Genomic DNA, 18,092 nt, shown 5'->3' on the forward strand with positions numbered 1-18,092 from the left:
ACCAACAAAAAAGCGCAGCCTTTACGGGACTGCGCTTTTTTTGTGCCTGCCGGAAATCAGCAGCCTGAGGGTCAGTCAGTACCGTACTTCGGCGAACGTGGACCATAAAGCAGACCCGCCGGCCGACCAGCAGTGAGCAGTCGGTTGCTGGCTATCCCGGCGATGGGATGACCGGCATCGGTCGAACTGTTGATGATCTGCTTGACCGCCGCTGTAATCAGCATACCCACCAGACCGCCACCGCTGTTGTTGCCGCCCTCTTCACTGGACGCCGACGCGGTACCCGTCCACAGCGCAGTACCGGTGCGCAGATCAACCAGCTTTGCCGTGACCGTGACGACGGTCTGGCTACTGATGACCACGTAACTGGTGCCGTATTGCTTGACCGTGATGTACATCGCGGCGTCGGCTCCGAAGATCTCGCGCAACTTGGCAGGCGATGTTGCCTGAATATCGTTGGCATTGGTCAGGCCGTTATTGCGAAACGTCTCGTCAACCAGCGCCACAGGCAACACGTAGTAGCCCGACTCGGCCAGCGGGTAGGTCACCTGCGAGAAGGTGCTGTACGTCGCCTTGACGTCAGGCGATTCGTTGACCGGCGGCAGTACCAGAATCGAACGCGGTTTGCTTTCCTTGAAGGCCGAGTAATCCACCGTTGGCGGGGTAACGCAACCCGACAGCAGGGCAACGGCAAACAGGCTTACAGCAACTTTCAGATGAGCGAGGTTCATTTGACGACTCCTGCGTGGGCGTTCTTGAGCAGGAAGTCCATATAAGTGGCCGACTCGGGAAACAGTGCCTTTTCCGTGCGCAACTCCTGAACCATCTGGTCATCCTTGCCAATACTGCCGTATAGCATGCCCAACTGAGCATGGTAGCCCGGTGGCGGCGTTGCGTTGGTAGAGCGGATTTTCTGCAGGTCTTCTTCGAGCTTGGCGACCTGGGCTTCCTTGGACTCGCCTTTGAAATACTCGTACACCTCAGGCTGGTAACTGCCCCACTGGTACAAGGTTTTCGGCTGTTGGACACAGCCCGTCAGGCACGCGCCGGCGACTAAAAGCATTGCGACACCGCGCAACGAAACATTAAAACGATTCATGAACACAACAAATTCCCTTTTGAAATATCAGTTGGCAGTCGGTTTCCAGGCACCGCTGTCGAGCGCACGTACCATGTTGTTGACGGCTTCGCGCATGGCCAGGTCGAGAACCTTGCCGTTGAGTGTCGAGTCATAACTGGCGGTGCCGCCAAAGCCGACGACTTCACGGTTGGAAAGCTCGAACTCGCCTGCGCCCTGAGTCGAGTACACCACTTCCGAAGTGCTGATATTGACGATGTTCAAAGCGACTTTCGCGTAGGCAATCTGGGATTTGCCGCGGCCCAGCAGGCCGAACAGTTGCTGATCGCCAACTTCCTTGCGACCGAACTCGGTCACGTCGCCGGTCACCACGTAGTCAGCACCCTTCAGACGCTGGGCGGTAGATTTAATAGCGGCTTCCTGCTTGATCTCCTCCATGTTGTCGCGATCCAGCACATTGAACCGGTTGGTTTGCTGCATGTGGGTGATCAGGATGGTCTTGGCTTGACCACCAAGACGATCGACGCCATCGGAAAAGATCCCGCGCATATAGCTGGAGCGGTTATCGAACTTGCCGACCGCAACCGGATAGCGCACACCGGCATAGGCAACTCCAGCACTTTCAACCTTTGTCACAGGCAGCGCCCGCGAGCTTTCCGTTGCACAACCAGCAACCAGCACTAAAGCCGCTGTCGTCATCCCTGAAACCAAAACCTGCTGAAGTTTCTTCACATTCTGCTCCGAGCGTTTACGAAAAACTGCCCGCAATGTGGCTCGCAAAACGCGATCACGTTCGGACAGTTATTGAATAGGATTGGGCAAAGCCAACAGGCCGCCTTTTCGCGGCTGCGCATGATAGCCCGAAGCCATCTTTCTGTACCAAGAAAGATGCAAATAGACGATATAAAAAGCGGAAGGTCAGACTTTCAGGGAAAAAGATGGGCGCAACGACCAACGACTACCAGCGCCGGGCTGCTGCCTGATCGCTATCGCGGCCTTCAACCCACTGCGGTCCCTCGGAAGTCTTTTCCTTCTTCCAGAACGGCGCGCGGGTCTTGAGGTAGTCCATGACGAAATCGCAGGCTTCGAACGCTGCCTGCCGGTGAGCGCTGGCAACGCCCACGAATACTATCGGCTCGCCGGGCTCCAGCGCTCCCACCCGATGCAGCACATCAACGCGCAGCAACGGCCAGCGCTGTTCGGCCTCGGTAACGATTTTTGCCAGTGCCTTTTCGGTCATGCCCGGATAGTGCTCCAGAAACATGCCCGACACCTCGCGACCCTCGTTGAAGTCCCGCACATAGCCGACAAAACTGACCACCGCGCCGATGCCGAGGTTGGCCGCATGCAACGCGTTGACTTCAGTGCCGGGGTCGAACGCCGCAGCCTGAACGCGAATGGTCATGTTCAGCCTCCGGTCACGGGCGGAAAGAACGCGACTTCATCGCCATCAGACAGCGGCTCGGTCGGCTTGCAAAGCTCCTGGTTGCGGGCACACATCAGGTTCTGCTCGGCAAGGACCTGCCAGGCCTCGCCACGCTGCAACAGCGTTTGGCGCAGTGCGTCCAGCGTGTCGAACGTGCCTTCGACAGACTCGCTGTCCAGGCCAAGGACTTCACGGTAACGGGCAAAATACTGAACCTGTACCTTCATGACGAGACCTGTGCCTGATCGGCAATGAAGTGACCGCTCTTGCCGCCGAGCTTTTCCAGCAGCCGAACCGACTCGATGACCATGCCGCGATCAACCGCCTTGCACATATCGTAAATAGTCAGCGCCGCAACGCTGGCGGCAGTCAGGGCTTCCATTTCCACACCGGTCTGCCCGGCCAGCTTGCAGCTCGCGGTAATACGCACCGCATCATCGCCGTCAGCGGCGAGGTGAACCTTGATGCTGGTGAGCATCAATGGATGGCAGAGCGGGATCAGATCACTGGTTTTCTTTGCCGCCTGAATACCGGCGATACGCGCGACAGCAAATACATCCCCTTTGGGATGACCGCCGCTGACAATCATTTGCAGCGTGGCGGGCAGCATACGCACCACTGCTTCGGCCACCGCCTCACGGGACGTCACGGCTTTATCCGTAACATCGACCATATTGGCGCGACCCTGGGAATCGAGATGAGTGAGCACAACGTTACTCCTTGGCAGAAGCAAGAAGTGTAGAGGGAGTGGCAGTTACACGCTACAAGCCGTGAGCTGCAAGCAAGGAACCCACTCACACATGGGCTCCCCGCTTGCATCTGTTTACAAATGACTCTCCGCGTATTCGGCCAGTATCGAGCGTGGCACGCCTTGCAAGGTGATATGCACGCCGTTAGGGAAGTCCTTGAAGCGCTCCGTCAGGTAGGTCAGCCCGGAACTGGTGGCTGACAGGTAAGGGGTGTCGATCTGCGCCAGGTTGCCCAGGCAGACCACTTTGGAACCGGCGCCGGCACGGGTGATGATGGTTTTCATCTGGTGCGGGGTCAGGTTCTGGCATTCATCGATCAGAATCAGGCTTTGCTGGAAGCTGCGACCTCGAATGTAGTTGAGGGACTTGAACTGCAACGGCACCTTGCTGAGGATGTAGTCGACACTGCCATGAGTGTTTTCATCATCCATGTGCAGGGCTTCAAGGTTGTCGGTGATCGCGCCAAGCCAAGGCTCCATCTTTTCCGCCTCGGTGCCGGGCAGGAAGCCAATCTCCTGATCCAGGCCCTGAACGCTACGGGTAGCGATGATGCGCCGATAACGCTTGGTGACCATGGTCTGCTCGATGGCAGCCGCCAACGCCAGAATGGTTTTACCCGAACCAGCGGCACCTGACAGGTTGACCAGGTGAATATCCGGGTCGAGCAGTGCGAACAACGCCAGCCCCTGATAGATATCACGCGGTTTCAGGCCCCAGGCCTCCTGATGCAGCAGTGGCTCCTGATGCATATCCAGAATCAGCAGTTCGTCGTTCTTGACGCCCTTGATCCAGCCTACGAAGCCCTGTTCATCGACAATAAACTCGTTGATATGAACCGCAGGCAGCATTTCATTGAGCTGCACGCGGTGCCAGGTACGGCCACGCTCCTGACGGGTGTCGACCTTGTTGACCCGGTCCCAGAACGAACCGGTCATGTCGTGGTAGCCACGCGACAACAGCGAAACGTCGTCGACCAGCTGGTCGGTGCTGTAATCTTCGGCCGCAATGCCGCAGGCGCGCGCCTTGAGGCGCATGTTAATGTCTTTGGTCACCAGCACAACGCTCAAGTCCTTGTTGCGCGCATGCAGGTCGATCAATTGGTTGATGATGATGTTGTCGTTGAGGTGCTCGGGCAGCAGGCTGTTGGGTTCCTCGCGCTTGCTCATCAAAATCGACAGAAAACCTTTGAAAACACCGGTCCCGCGGTCAATCGGCACGCCCTTTTCAACTTCTTCAGGGTTAGCCTCGCCGAGGGTCTTGTCGATCAGGCGGATGGCCTGGCGGCATTCGGCAGCAACCGAATGTTTACCGGCCTTGAGTTTGTCCAGTTCCTCCAGAACCGTCATGGGGATGGCGACGTGGTGTTCTTCGAAATTCAGCAGTGCGTTTGGATCATGGATCAATACGTTGGTATCGAGCACGTAAAGGATTGGCTGGTTAGTGGAAGGGGTGCGTCCGTGGTCATCCATACTCGCTCACCTTTGTAGAAGCCGGGCGACGCAGAACCACGACAGTACTGCGCCACGAAAAGGCCGCCGGATTCTTCCCTTCAGGCAGGGGAGAAATGTCGCTCAAGGTGGGTCTTGGAAGACGCCACCTGTGTTGCAGGTTTCGGCGGTCTGTATTCGTAATACAGCAAAAGGGATGACAGAAAAAAGCTCTTTGACAGTTTTTTGAAGTTTATTTCACAGCCTGACGAATAGAGCTAGGCGGACGTACACAGCACGTTTAAAGTCGGAAGTCCGCCCACGCCGAATCTGCCTTCATTCCCCCTCGGGCGCAGCCTCTTCACTGCTCTGCGGCCCTTGTTCTACGGGGCTTTCAGAGATATTCCGGCAATCGTCCCAGATCAACTCGCTTTGCGCGGTATTGGCCAGCAGCAGCGGCAGTGCAGACTGCGCCTTGTTGGCCACGTCGTGGAAGACCACCGTGCCCTTGCGCCAGAGCAGCATGAGGGTTAATACGCGGTCGCCCACCTGCTCTGCCGAAAGCCGCCCGGTATTGTCCTCGGCATCGATGTTCCACAATGACACGCGTAAATGCTCGGCGCGGAAGAAGTCGCCGCTGTCGGCCCGCCGATGGCCGTAAGGCGGGCGAAACAGCGGCACGAAATTATCCGGCAGCACACGCTGAACCAGTGCCGCACTGCGTTGCACTGAATCCTGCCAGTCCAGCCACTGGCTATGCGAACGATACTCCCACCCTTGAATGCCCACGCACTGCTGGCGATACAGCGCCTGCAAGCTTGTGGTCGATGTGCTGTCGAGGCGTTCCTGAAGACTTTTGCCCAGCACAAAGAAGGTGGCGGTCATCTTCTGCTGACGCATGAAGTCGGCCAACCAGTCGGTTCCGCCATCGACCGGGCTCGGGCCGCTTTCGAAATTGAGCATGAAGGTGCGGTCCGGCATCTCGTCGCCACTCATCTCATCAGAGTTGTAGCGCTCGATCTCGCTGCTGGTCTGCGGGAACAAGGCAGCCATGAATAGCAGCTCGTTCAAATAACGCTGATGGAACACGGCGCCGGGTCTGGCCCAGTTGGCGTAGAACGAATCGTTCGACACCTGAAATTCTTCAGCGCGCTGACGCAGCTGGTCCATGTCCTCGACCAGCACGCAGAAGTTGGCATCCTGCTCGCAGCTCTTTTGAGCATTCTGATAGTTTTCCAGCAAGCGCAGCCACAGACGATGGCGGACCACGTTCAACGAAGGCACGTTGACGAAGCGAAGGCCGAGGCGCTGCTTGAGCCCCTCCTCGTCCAGCTTCTCGCTGAGGTACAGTTCGTGGGCAAAGGCAAGGATTTCCGCGCGCGACGCGACGTCGAACAACCCCGGCGTTTCAAGGCGCTCGGGCCACACACTGCGGTCTATGGTGGCAGTGACCGGCACTGCCGCCTGCGCCTGGAGCCAGAACAGACCTGCACACACTGCTAAAACAATACGCAAACCCGATGCCCTCTCGATCAACCATTAACATCATGACCAGCGCGCCACTATAGCTGATATGAGCCTGGCTTCTTATGTCGGAGCGCATACAAAGCCGCATGGCATGCTGACGTGGCACACACGGCCTGACTCTATCGCCACCATAGCTGGAGTCGTGGGCCATCAGCCCATAGAATCCCCGGACGATCAAAGGAGACGACTTCATGCTGATGGTGATTTCCCCGGCAAAAACCCTCGATTTCGAGACCCCGCCCACTACCGGACGCTTCACTCAGCCGCAGTATCTGGATCACTCTCAGGAGTTGATCACCCAACTGCGTGAACTGACGCCAGCGCAGATCAGCGAACTGATGCACCTGTCCGACAAGCTTGCCGGGCTGAACGCGGCACGCTTCGGAAGCTGGAACCCGGCCTTCACGCTCGACAATGCCAAGCAGGCGCTGCTGGCCTTCAAGGGCGATGTGTATACCGGCCTGCAGGCCGAAACACTAAGCGACGCGCAGCTCGACTACGCACAGGATCACCTGCGCATGCTGTCCGGCCTTTATGGGCTGCTGCGCCCGCTGGACCTGATGCAGCCCTATCGCCTGGAAATGGGTACGCGACTGGCAAACGCTCGCGGCAAGGATCTCTACGCATTCTGGGGCACGCAGATCAGCGAATGGTTGAATGAAGCGCTGGCAGCCCAGGGCGACGACCTGCTGCTCAATCTTGCGTCTACCGAGTACTTCTCTGCGGTCAAACGCTCAGCGCTCAACGCCCGGATCATTGACACCGAGTTCAAGGACTTCAAGAACGGGCAGTACAAGATCATCAGCTTCTATGCCAAGAAAGCGCGCGGCATGATGAGCCGTTTCGTCATTGAGGAACGTATCAACAGCCCCGAAGCGTTACAGGCGTTCGATGTTCAGGGCTATCGTTATAACCGTGAGCAATCGACGCCCGACAAGTTGGTGTTTTTGCGCAACGTCGTAGAAGACTAGACACTGTAACCGTCGTGTAACGCATCGCTGTTACACGACCTGTCCTACGATCCAACAGCAAATGCCAACATCGTGACGCCAGATAAACGTCAACTTTTCGACGACGCAATCTCGCCTGATTTTTTCATTAAAAAAAATCCACTTTTTTACGTAGTGGCTTTTTGGCTTTTTGCAGTAGTAGCACTTTCATATCTACCCCGCTGAAATCCCCGCGCAATAAGGCTTTTAAGAAAAACGCCATCACCGCGATACTGCCCCTGTCACAAACTGGATACAGCAAAATCCGCAAATCAGGACGAGTGGCCCGGAACTAAATGCGAATTCCTACGCTCCTACATCCCGTAACAATTCTGGGCTGACGTGTAAGAGATCACTTACAGGTCGACTGGAAAAATGGGAAGTTACCGACAGGGAAGCCAGGTTCATGTAACGCTGGCGTCAGGTACCAGAACTAAACTCACATCACTAGTTGATGTTGTAGACAGGCGAAGCGCCCAACAGGTGTGATGCGCAGGATTCGACAAGGTCAGCCAAGGCTCTAGCCGGAGGCTTTCCGAACGAGGTCCGCCGTCGATCGTCAAACAGGAGTGGTTTACTGCATCCAAGGAGAGCAGGGCCCTGCCCACCGGACAGGTCACTTGCCGCTTGTACTTAGTGTCATTTGAGTTCGCCTCACCTATTTGGGCACTCACTCATTAAATATGCCTGCGTTAGTTCCACGGCGTTGTTAGCCGTAAAGGATGGCGCGTGACATCTGCTGGCCAAAATTAATATCCAGCCAATTTATGGCGTGAAAAATCGAGGAGAATACGATGCGTATCAGCATATTTGGTTTGGGTTATGTCGGTGCAGTCTGTGCCGGTTGCCTGTCTGCCCGCGGTCACGATGTAGTTGGTGTGGATATTTCCAGCACCAAGATCGATCTGATCAACAACGGCAAATCACCTATCGTTGAACCGGGTCTGGAAGAACTGCTGCAGAAAGGTATCAGTACCGGAAAACTGCGCGGCACTACCGACTTCGCCGAAGCCATTCGCGCCACTGACCTGTCGATGATCTGTGTCGGTACGCCGAGCAAGAAGAACGGCGATCTGGAACTCGATTACATCGAGTCGGTATGCCGCGAAATCGGCTATGTCCTGCGTGACAAAGCCACCCGCCACACCATCGTTGTTCGCAGTACTGTATTGCCAGGCACGGTTGCCAACGTGGTCATCCCGATTCTGGAAGACTGCTCCGGCAAAAAAGCCGGTGTTGATTTCGGTGTCGCCGTAAACCCTGAGTTCCTGCGTGAAAGTACCGCAATCAAGGACTACGACCTGCCGCCAATGACCGTGATCGGCGAGTTCGATAAAGCCTCGGGCGACGTACTGCAATCGCTGTACGAAGAACTCGACGCACCGATCATCCGCAAGGACATCGCCGTTGCCGAAATGATCAAGTACACCTGCAACGTGTGGCACGCCACCAAGGTTACTTTCGCCAACGAAATCGGCAACATTGCCAAGGCCGTCGGCGTCGATGGTCGTGAAGTGATGGACGTGGTCTGCCAGGACAAGGCGCTGAACCTGTCCCAGTACTACATGCGCCCAGGCTTCGCATTCGGCGGCTCCTGCCTGCCAAAAGACGTTCGCGCCCTGACCTACCGCGCCAGCAGCCTTGACGTAGAAGCGCCGTTGCTCAACTCGCTGATGCGCAGCAACACCTCGCAAGTGCAGAACGCTTTCGACATGGTTGCGAGCTACGACACCCGCAAGGTTGCACTGTTGGGCCTGAGCTTCAAGGCAGGTACTGACGACCTGCGCGAAAGCCCGCTGGTAGAACTGGCCGAAATGCTGATCGGTAAGGGCTTCGACCTGAGCATCTTCGACAGCAACGTCGAATATGCACGCGTTCACGGTGCCAACAAGGACTACATCGAATCCAAGATTCCGCACGTATCGTCGCTGCTGAATTCGGACTTCGATCAGGTCATCAACGACTCTGACGTGATCATCCTTGGCAACCGCGATGAGCGTTTCCGCGCCCTCGCCAACAAGACTCCCGAAGGCAAGCGCGTCATCGATCTGGTGGGTTTCATGACCAACGCCACCAGCGAAGACGGTCGCGCCGAAGGTATCTGCTGGTAAATCAGCCGCAAGCCACAAGCGCCAGGCTCCAGGCCACAGGCTCAAGCAATGTGCTTGCAGCCTGGGGCTTGAGGCTCGCAACTGACTTAGGGATACGATTATGCAGAGGCTCAAGCACGGCCTGTTACAGGCCGCAGGTTGGCTGTTCTATTTAAGTTTACTCATGGGCCTTGCCGCGGCATTGCCTACCAGTATCTTCGACTCACAGTCGAAGAACTTTATATTCCTGATTGGCGCCGTTGGTATCTGGCGCTACTCGATGGGAATCACGCACTTCGTACGCGGGATGATTTTCCTGTACATCGTCTACCCGCACTTGCGCCGCAAGGTTCGCAAGCTGGGCAGTGCAGCAGACCCGTCCCATGTGTTTCTGATGGTCACCAGTTTCCGCATCGACGCGCTGACCACCGCACAGGTCTACAACTCGGTTATCCGCGAAGCCATCGACTGCGGCCTGCCGACGACTATCGTCTGCTCGCTGGTGGAAATGTCCGATGAGCTGCTGGTCAAGAGCATGTGGGCGAAGTTCAACCCGCCGGAGCGCGTCAAGCTGGACTTCGTACGCATTCCGGGCACCGGCAAGCGCGATGGTCTGGCCTATGGCTTCCGCGCCATCTCGCGTCACTTGCCTGACAGCCGTGCCGTGGTTGCAGTGATCGACGGCGACACCGTGCTCAACGAAGGTGTGGTCGCCAAGACCGTGCCGTGGTTCCAGCTGTTCGACAATGTCGGCGGCCTGACCACCAACGAGTTCTGCGAAGTACGTGGCGGCTACATCATGAGCGAGTGGCACAAGCTGCGTTTCGCTCAGCGTCACATCAACATGTGCTCGATGGCCCTGTCCAAACGCGTATTGACCATGACCGGTCGCATGTCGGTGTTCCGCGCAACCGTGGTAACCGACCCCGAGTTCATTGCCGACGTGGAAAGCGACTCGCTCAATCACTGGCGTCTGGGCACCTTCCGCTTCCTGACCGGCGACGACAAGTCCAGCTGGTTCAGCCTGATGCGCCTGGGGTACGACACGTTCTACGTGCCGGACGCAGCGATCAACACCGTGGAACACCCGCCCGAAAAGAGCTTCCTGAAGGCCAGCCGCAAGCTGATGTATCGCTGGTACGGCAACAACCTTCGTCAGAACTCGCGTGCACTGGGTCTGGGCGTACGTCGCCTGGGGATTTTCACCAGCATCGTACTGTTCGACCAGCGGGTGTCGATGTGGACCTCCATCCTAGGTCTGACCGTCGCCCTGATCGCCAGCTTCAAGTATGGCGGCGCGTTCCTGTTGATGTATCTGCTGTGGATCGGCATGACCCGTCTGATCCTCACCCTGCTGCTGTCCCTCTCGGGACACAGAATCGGGCCTGCCTACCCGATCATTCTCTATTACAACCAGATCGTCGGCGCGCTGATGAAGATCTATGTCTTCTTCCGGCTGGACCGCCAGTCCTGGACACGCCAGGACACCAAACTGAGCCGCGACATGGCCAGCTTTCAAGGCTGGTTCAACACGTGGTCGTCCCGAACCATGACTTTCTCGGCTGGCACCATCTTCGTCGCTGTGCTGTTGACGATGGTTTGACCGGGCCAACGGATTAATCGCTTAAGTAGGAAAATTAGCCATGAATACAGCCGTGAATGCGAACGTCGTACATGAATCCGAAGCCCAGCGCCAACACGCGCGGATCAAGATCCCTGCCAAGCTGCGCCTGCTGAATGATCAGCCCAACGCGCCACTGGTACGTATCGAAGACCTGTCGGCCGGAGGCCTGAGCTTCGTTGCTCCGTCCGGGCAGAAATTCAGCGAAGGGCAGATCGTCAAGGGACGCCTGCAATTCATCATCGACAACCTTGGCCTGGCCATGGACGTCGATCTGCAGGTGCGCTCGATCGACAACGCCAGCAACCGCATCGGTTGCCAGTTCCAGAATCTGGAACCTCAGGACATCGCTACCCTTCGCCATCTGATCACCTCGCACCTGTCCGGCGAAGTCGTCACCCTGGGCGAAGTGCTGGCCACGCTGCAGCGCGACAACTTCACCAAGGCACGCAAGGTCAAGGGCAAGGACAGCGGCATGAGCGCCATGGGTCGCCTGCGCGCCGTGACCTTCAGCCTGGGCGTGTTCATTGTCGGTCTGGCCGCTTTCGGCTTCATCTTCAAGACAATCTACGGCCTGTACTTCGTCAGCCATGCATCGGCCGGTCTGGTCACCATTCCAAGCATGGACGTGACCATGCCACGTGAAGGTACCGTACAAAGCCTGGTCGCCCAGAATGGCGAAGCCGCCAAAGGTGCGCCACTGGCAACCTTCAATACCAGCATGCTGGAAATGCTCAAAGGCAGCCTGACCGGTGAAGACCTGCAGCCCGCCAAGATCGAAGAGCTGTATGGCAAGCAGATGAGCGGCACAATGACTAGCCCGTGCGATTGCGTCGTGGCTCGCCAACTGGTTGCCGACGGTCAGTTCGCGTCCAAGGGTCAGGTGATCTTCCAACTGGTGCCACGCAACGCGCCGGCCACTGTTGAAGCTCGCTTCACCTATCGCCAGTTCAACGACGTCAAGCCAGGCACACGTGTCAGCTTCCAGATCGCTGGCGAAGACAAACTGCGCACCGGTCAGATCGTCAGCAGCACCAACCTCAGCGACGCCGACCTGTCCACTGACATCCGCGTGCAGATCAAGCCTGACGAAAGCCTGAGCAGCTCGCTTGCCGGTCGCCCTGTCGAAGTGGTCAGCGATCGCGGCCCGTCCGTGAACTGGCTGATCGATAAAGCAATGGCTGCGGGTCTGTAACCATGAACAGCCCACTACGACGCCTGTCGACCCCCACGCTACTGAGCCTCGCCGTCGCGCTCGGCCTGAGCGGCTGTGCCGGCCTGCCTGATCAACGCCTTGCCAATGAAGCCCTGAAAAACGGCGACACTGCATTGGCGGAGCAGAACTATCGGCAGCTGGCGGACCTGGGCTACAGCGACGCGCAAGTCGGCCTTGCTGATATTCAGGTCGCGACTCGCGACCCGGCTCAGCTCAAGCAGGCCGAGGCTACCTACCGCGCTGCCGCGCAGACCTCCCCTCGGGCGCAGTCGCGCCTGGGCCGTCTGCTGGCGGCCAAGCCCGACGCTACCGAAGCCGAACATCGCGAAGCCGAAGGCCTGCTGAAAAAGGCGTTCGCCAATGGCGAATCCGGCACCCTGATCCCGCTGGCGATGCTGTATCTGCAATACCCGCACACCTTCCCTGAAGTGAATGCGCAACAGAAGATCAGTGAGTGGCGCGCTGCCGGTTATCCGGAGGCAGGTCTGGCTCAGGTGCTGCTGTATCGCACGCAAGGCACTTATGCTCAACACCTCGATGAGGTCGAGAGCATCTGCAAACAGGCACTGTCAGCCACGGATATCTGCTACGTCGAGCTGGCTACTGTCTACCAGACACGCGGCCAGGCCGAGCAGCGCACGGCCTTGATCGAAAAGCTCAAGAGCGACTACGCCGCTGGCCGCGTCAATGCTCAACGAGTGGACAGCGTCGCGCGCGTACTGGGTGACTCCACCATCGGTACGCCAGACGAAAAGACCGCTCAGCAATTGCTGGAAAGCGTTGCGCCTGGCTACCCGGTCTCGTGGGTCACGCTGGCCAAACTGCTTTACGACTTCCCCGAACTGGGCGACGTCAACAAGATGATGGAATACCTGAACAACGGCCGCGCGGCGGATCAGCCTCGCGCCGAGCTGCTGCTTGGACGCCTGTACTACGAAGGCAAATGGGTCACGCCCGATGCCTTCAAGGCCGAGGAGCACCTGAAGAAAGCCACAGCAACGGAGATTTCCGCCCATTACTACCTGGGTCAGATCTACCGCCGTGGCTACCTCGGTCAGGTGTACTCGCAAAAAGCCGTGGACGAGTTGCTGACCGCAGCCCGTGGTGGCCAGAACAGCGCAGATTTCGCCCTCGCGCAACTGTTCTCGCAGGGCAAGGGCACGATGCCCGACCCGGTCAACGCCTGGGTGTTCGCGCAACTGGCGCTGGCCAGTCAGACCCCGCAAGCGACCGAGCTTGCCGAGGCCCTCAATACACAACTGCCGCCTGAAAAGCTCGCCACCGCCAAAGACCTGTTGGCACGCGAGCAAAAAGTCCGGGGCGCTACCGCTACTCAAAACGCGATGGCGATGCAGGCCCTGCAAGAAGAAAAAGACGGTGAGGAAGCATTATGAAGTTGAATCCCCTGATGGCTGCTGGCATGGGCCTTGGCTTCACCCTGTTGTGGGCCTGCCCGACGCTGGCAGCGCTGACCGAAGAACAGAATTTCGGTATCGAAGTGAAAGCCACGGCACAGGCTGAGGATGATCGCGATCTGGGCACCCGTTCGGGCGGCGACGTCAACGGTGTGGGCCTGGACCTGCGCCCTTGGGTCTATGGTGAGCGCGGCAACTGGAGCGGTTATGCCATGGGCCAGGTGGTCACCGCCACCGACACCATTCAGACCGATCCGCTGGAGCAGAGCAACAGCGACGGCAGCGGCACGCAAACCTCCCGTGGCACTGCCAGCGAACGCGAAGTCGACAAGTCCTATGCTGCGCTGCGTGAATTCTGGATCGGCTACAGTGGCTTCACGCCCTATCCCGGCGAAATCCTCAAAGTGGGTCGTCAGCGTCTGCGCAACGACGATGGTCAGTGGCATGACACCAATATCGAGGCCATCAACTGGAACTTCGATACCACCTTGCTGCGTGCCGAACTGGGTGCCGCCCAGCGCTTCAGCGAATACCGCACCGACCTGACCGAACTGGCACCCGACGACGAAGACCGCAAGCACCTGTTCGGTTCCGCCAGCTACCAGTGGACCCCCGGCCATTGGGCAGGTGTGCGCGCTCATTACAGTCATGACGACGGCAAGCTCAAGTCTCAGGGTGAGCAACTGGATGATCTGGACAAGACGTCCAACGGCAACCTGACCTGGCTGGGTCTGCAGGCCGACAGCGATGCCTACAACTATCGCAACACCACCCCGCTCAATTACTGGGGCAGCCTGACCTGGCTGAACGGTACACGCGACGAAATCGGCGTGACTTCTGCAGGCAACGACCAGTTCATCGCCGGCGAGAAAAACGACCGCGACATGAATGGCTGGGCCACTGACCTGGGTCTGCGTCTGCGTCTTGACCCGCAATGGCAAGTCGGTGCGGCTTACTCGCGCGCCAGCAAGGATTACGTCCAGAACGGTCTGGAGAGCAACCGCTCGAACTGGACCGGCACGCGTTCGCGCATCCATCGTTTCGGCGAAGCGTTCCAGGGCGAAATGGCCAACGTGGAAAGCGGCTCGCTGTTCGCCTCCTGGCAGATGAACGAGGAATACGATGCGTCGCTGATCTACCACAAGTTCCGTCGAGTGGACGGCAACACCGGTATTGGCGGCTCGGGTATCAATGCAGTGCGTGAAAACGGCAACAGCAACACGTTCAGTTCGCTGCCGCTGGAAGACGGGCGCAAGGACCTGGGTCAGGAAATGGACCTGGTCGTGACCAAGTACTTTAAACAAGGCCTGCTGCCCGCCTCGCTCAGCCAGTCGTTCGACGAACCTTCGGCACTGGTGCGCTTGCGCGCAGGTGTCTTCAAGCCCGGCGATGCGTATCACAACGGCGTGGATGAATACATGCACCGCGCTGTTGTCGACGTCATCTGGCGCTTTTGATGCGAACCGCCAAAGGAGTGCCAGAGATGAACAGTCATACAAGCAATGGGCGTAGCCGAAGCTGGCCGCATGCCCTGCTCGAAAGCGCACTGCTGACCAGCGCTCTGCTGATGGCCAGCGGTGTGGCGCTGGCTAACGCCCCTGTCGTAGCCGATGCACAGAAGGCGGTGGTCAAGGAGTTGCACCAGGCCAAGACCTACACCATCACCAGCCCGCCGACCGAGCCCTTGGAAATGTCCAAGCCGGTGTTGCCCGACCTCAAGGGCTATACCGCAGAAGCCGCCTTGAAAAAGATCGTGCGCAACAAGCCGGGTAAGGTGACTGTATCGCGGATGATGGAAGAAACCGGCCTGAAGGAATTCATCGGCGGTGACAACAAGATGGCCGAATGGGTCAACCGTCAGCGCGGCATCCCGCAGGCCATCATGATTTCCGATGGCTACGTGAACCTGCAGGACCTGGCCAAAAAGGTCCCCAAGCAGTTCCTCAATGAAGTGTCGCCGGGTGTCTATGTGGCACGCCTGCCGATTCTGATCAAGGAGACCGGGATCTTCGAGATCGACAGCAAGACCAAAGAATTGCGTCTGTCTCAGGAAAAAGGTTCGTTCATCGTCAGCGAAGGCAAGATGCTGATCACCCACACTCAGGTCAACGCCTGGAGTGAAACCCGCAACAGCCTGGCGACCTATCGCAAGCCTGACGAGTTTCGTCCGTTTCTGTTGACCTGGGGTGGCTCGGAAACCTGGATCGCCAATACCAAAATGGCGAGCATGGGTTACGACCAGAGCAAGTCCTACGGCATCAGTATTTCCCAGTACACGCCCAACACCGCGAAGATTCTCAAGCGTGCCGAGCCAACCGGCTGGATCATCGATTCAGAGTTCTCGGACATGTGGTACGGCTTCTACTGCTATGAAACCCGCGACTTCGTGGTCAAGGGCAATACTTACCGCGACAACATCATTTACGGCATTGACCCGCACGACCGCTCGCACGGGCTGATCATCGCCGAAAACGACGTTTACGGGACCAAGAAGAAGCACGGGATCATTATTTCCCGGGAAGTGGACAACAGCTTCATCTTCCGCAACAAGAGCCACGACAACAAACTGTCTGGCGTGGTTCTGGACCGTAACAGTGTGGGCAATATCGTCGCCTACAACGAGATCTATCAGAACCACACTGACGGCATCACCCTGTACGAAAGCGGCAATAACCTGCTGTGGGGCAATCGCGTGATCGCCAACCGTCGCCACGGTATCCGCGTGCGTAACAGCGTGAACATCAAGCTGTACGAAAACGTCGCCATAGGCAACGGCCTGATGGGCGTCTACGGCCACATCAAGGACTTGAGTGATACCGACCGCGACATCGAGCTCGACCCGTTCGACGCTCAGGTCTCGCTGATCATGGTTGGCGGCGAACTGTCCAGCAATGGTTCCGGCCCGCTGTCCATTGACTCGCCACTGAGTGTCGAGCTGTATCGCGTCTCGATGCTGATGCCTACCAAAGAAGTCGGCATCAGCCTCAACGGCGTCCTCGGTGAGCGCCAGGACGAAATCCTCGACCTGCTGGTACGCCAGAAGAAAGCCGTATTGATCGACCCCGTCGAAAGCCAGACCGAGCTGCGGGAATGAGGAAGGGTATTGTTATGCACGCACATCTGATCAAGCTGTTGAGCCTGTCCAGCCTCACCGCCGCCTTGATGGCCGCCGCTGGTGTCGCTCGGGCAGACGACTCGCAAGCGCCGACGTTCAAGGCCGAGCCTTGCTGCTCTCTTTGCCCGGCCGCGCATGATGCGAAAAACTACACCACGCGTTATCAGCAGAACTTCACCACACTGGTCCAGGCTCAGGGCGACTGGCTGTTCCGGACTCAGGAAGACCTGCGCACCGAATTCGACACCACGCCTGCCGGCTACCGCCGCATGAAAGAACTGCACGATGCGTTCAAGAGCAAGGGTGTCGAACTGGTCGTGGTCTATCAACCGACCCGTGGTCTGGTAGATCGCAACAAGCTGTTTCCAGCCGAGCGCGACAAGTTCGACTACGACAAGGCGCTGAAAAACTATCAGGCCATGCTCGGCCGCTTCAGCAAGATGGGTTACTGGGTCCCGGACCTGTCGCCGTTGACCAACGAGCAGCAGGCGCATGACTTCTACTTCCGCGGTGACCAGCACTGGACGCCTTACGGCGCACAACGCACGGCGAAGATTGTCGCTGAAACCGTGAAGAAGGTTCCGGGTTACAGCGACATCCCCAAGCGTGAGTTCGAAAGCCATATTTCCGGACGCATGGGCAAAACGGGCACTTTGCACAATATGGCGGGTCAATTGTGCGGCACCAGCTATGCGATCCAGTACATGGATCAGTTCACCACCGAACCCAAGGGTGAGGCGGGCGACGGTGACCTGTTCGGCGATTCCGGCAACCCGGAGATCACGCTGGTCGGCACCAGTCACAGCGGCAAGAACTACAACTTCGCTGGTTTCCTGCAGGAATACATGGGTGCCGACGTGTTGAACGTAGCGTTCCCTGGTGGTGGTCTGGAAGGTTCGATGCTGCAGTACCTGGGCAGTGAAGACTTCCAGAAGCGTCCGCCGAAAATTCTTATCTGGGAATTCTCGCCGCTGTATCGCCTGGATCAGGAAACAATCTATCGCCAGATGATGGCGCTGCTGGACAACGGCTGCGAAGGCAAGCCTGCGGTAATGAGCGCCAGCACCACCCTCAAGCCGGGCACCAACGAAGTGTTGGTCAATGGCAAGAATGGCATCAAGGATATCCGCAACGGCAGCAATCAGATCGATATCAAGTTTGACGATACTTCGGTGAAAGTCCTTCAAGCCAGGCTCTGGTACATGAACGGGCGTCACGAAGATCTGAAAATCGAAAAACCGGAAACGTCCGATACTGACGGACGCTTCGCGTTCGAACTGCGCGAAGACGAGGACTGGGCTAACCAGCAATTGCTGGCGCTGGAGATCCAGGGACCGGAAGCAGGCACGGCACCACAGAAAGTCGAAGCCAAAGTATGCAAACGCAACGTGTTCCCGAGCGCTGCGACACACACCGCTCAAGCCGGACTATGAGGTGAC

General features: G+C 57.8%; 16 protein-coding genes. 8 read left to right on the plus strand and 8 right to left on the minus strand.

Annotation, left to right across the window (positions count from 1 at the left end; genetic code table 11):
* Positions 1 to 71: 71 nt before the first annotated feature.
* From RYA97_RS18640 to RYA97_RS18675, 8 genes are all read right to left on the minus strand, one after another.
* Positions 72 to 731, minus strand: a complete 660-nt coding sequence (locus RYA97_RS18640; protein WP_005746009.1) for a DUF799 domain-containing protein — start codon at positions 729 to 731, stop codon at positions 72 to 74.
* A complete protein-coding gene (locus tag RYA97_RS18645) occupies positions 728 to 1,099 on the minus strand; it encodes a DUF4810 domain-containing protein (protein WP_004658309.1) in 372 nt (123 codons plus the stop codon). Before RYA97_RS18645 ends, RYA97_RS18640 begins: the two co-directional genes overlap by 4 nt.
* Positions 1,100 to 1,126: 27 nt before the next feature.
* Positions 1,127 to 1,777, minus strand: coding sequence for a CsgG/HfaB family protein (locus RYA97_RS18650; protein ID WP_005746012.1), 651 nt, complete (start codon positions 1,775 to 1,777; stop codon positions 1,127 to 1,129).
* 259 nt (positions 1,778 to 2,036) lie between these two features.
* Positions 2,037 to 2,483, minus strand: a complete 447-nt coding sequence (moaE, locus tag RYA97_RS18655) for a molybdopterin synthase catalytic subunit MoaE (protein ID WP_005746013.1) — start codon at positions 2,481 to 2,483, stop codon at positions 2,037 to 2,039.
* Positions 2,484 to 2,485: 2 nt separating this feature from the next.
* Positions 2,486 to 2,731: a molybdopterin converting factor subunit 1 gene (gene moaD, locus RYA97_RS18660; protein ID WP_004658311.1), complete on the minus strand. Its 246-nt coding sequence runs from the start codon at positions 2,729 to 2,731 to the stop codon at positions 2,486 to 2,488.
* Entirely contained in the window at positions 2,728 to 3,213 is a 486-nt protein-coding gene (moaC, locus tag RYA97_RS18665) for a cyclic pyranopterin monophosphate synthase MoaC (protein WP_005746014.1), read from the minus strand. The genes moaD and moaC overlap by 4 nt, the downstream gene beginning before the upstream one ends.
* A 114-nt stretch (positions 3,214 to 3,327) precedes the next feature.
* A complete protein-coding gene (locus RYA97_RS18670; RefSeq protein WP_002552259.1) occupies positions 3,328 to 4,722 on the minus strand; it encodes a PhoH family protein in 1,395 nt (464 codons plus the stop codon).
* 294 nt (positions 4,723 to 5,016) lie between these two features.
* Entirely contained in the window at positions 5,017 to 6,195 is a 1,179-nt protein-coding gene (locus RYA97_RS18675) for a polysaccharide deacetylase family protein (protein WP_054077885.1), read from the minus strand.
* A gap of 203 nt (positions 6,196 to 6,398) precedes the next feature.
* Between RYA97_RS18675 and yaaA the strand changes: the two genes are divergently transcribed.
* From yaaA to RYA97_RS18715, 8 genes are all read left to right on the plus strand, one after another.
* Positions 6,399 to 7,178, plus strand: coding sequence for a peroxide stress protein YaaA (gene yaaA, locus RYA97_RS18680; RefSeq protein WP_005746016.1), 780 nt, complete (start codon positions 6,399 to 6,401; stop codon positions 7,176 to 7,178).
* Positions 7,179 to 7,990: 812 nt separating this feature from the next.
* Positions 7,991 to 9,307 (plus strand): nucleotide sugar dehydrogenase, encoded by a 1,317-nt coding sequence (locus RYA97_RS18685; protein ID WP_002552256.1) that lies wholly within the window; start codon positions 7,991 to 7,993, stop codon positions 9,305 to 9,307.
* Between the two features lie 100 nt (positions 9,308 to 9,407).
* Entirely contained in the window at positions 9,408 to 10,889 is a 1,482-nt protein-coding gene (gene alg8 / locus RYA97_RS18690; protein ID WP_002552255.1) for a mannuronan synthase, read from the plus strand.
* A gap of 40 nt (positions 10,890 to 10,929) precedes the next feature.
* Complete coding sequence (locus tag RYA97_RS18695; RefSeq protein WP_002552254.1) at positions 10,930 to 12,102, plus strand: alginate biosynthesis protein Alg44; 1,173 nt, start codon at positions 10,930 to 10,932, stop codon at positions 12,100 to 12,102.
* A 2-nt stretch (positions 12,103 to 12,104) separates the two neighbouring features.
* Positions 12,105 to 13,517: an alginate biosynthesis TPR repeat lipoprotein AlgK gene (gene algK, locus RYA97_RS18700; protein WP_004663968.1), complete on the plus strand. Its 1,413-nt coding sequence runs from the start codon at positions 12,105 to 12,107 to the stop codon at positions 13,515 to 13,517.
* Positions 13,514 to 14,995: an alginate export family protein gene (locus RYA97_RS18705; protein WP_004658317.1), complete on the plus strand. Its 1,482-nt coding sequence runs from the start codon at positions 13,514 to 13,516 to the stop codon at positions 14,993 to 14,995. The genes algK and RYA97_RS18705 overlap by 4 nt, the downstream gene beginning before the upstream one ends.
* A 26-nt stretch (positions 14,996 to 15,021) precedes the next feature.
* Positions 15,022 to 16,632, plus strand: a complete 1,611-nt coding sequence (gene algG, locus RYA97_RS18710; RefSeq protein WP_117139505.1) for a mannuronan 5-epimerase AlgG — start codon at positions 15,022 to 15,024, stop codon at positions 16,630 to 16,632.
* Between the two features lie 14 nt (positions 16,633 to 16,646).
* On the plus strand, positions 16,647 to 18,086 hold the full coding sequence (locus RYA97_RS18715) for an alginate O-acetyltransferase AlgX-related protein (RefSeq protein WP_004663967.1): 1,440 nt from the start codon (positions 16,647 to 16,649) through the stop codon (positions 18,084 to 18,086).
* The last annotated feature ends 6 nt before the right edge of the window (positions 18,087 to 18,092 follow it).

This window comes from Pseudomonas syringae group sp. 26L6 (assembly GCF_032587815.1).
Lineage (GTDB): Bacteria > Pseudomonadota > Gammaproteobacteria > Pseudomonadales > Pseudomonadaceae > Aquipseudomonas > Aquipseudomonas amygdali.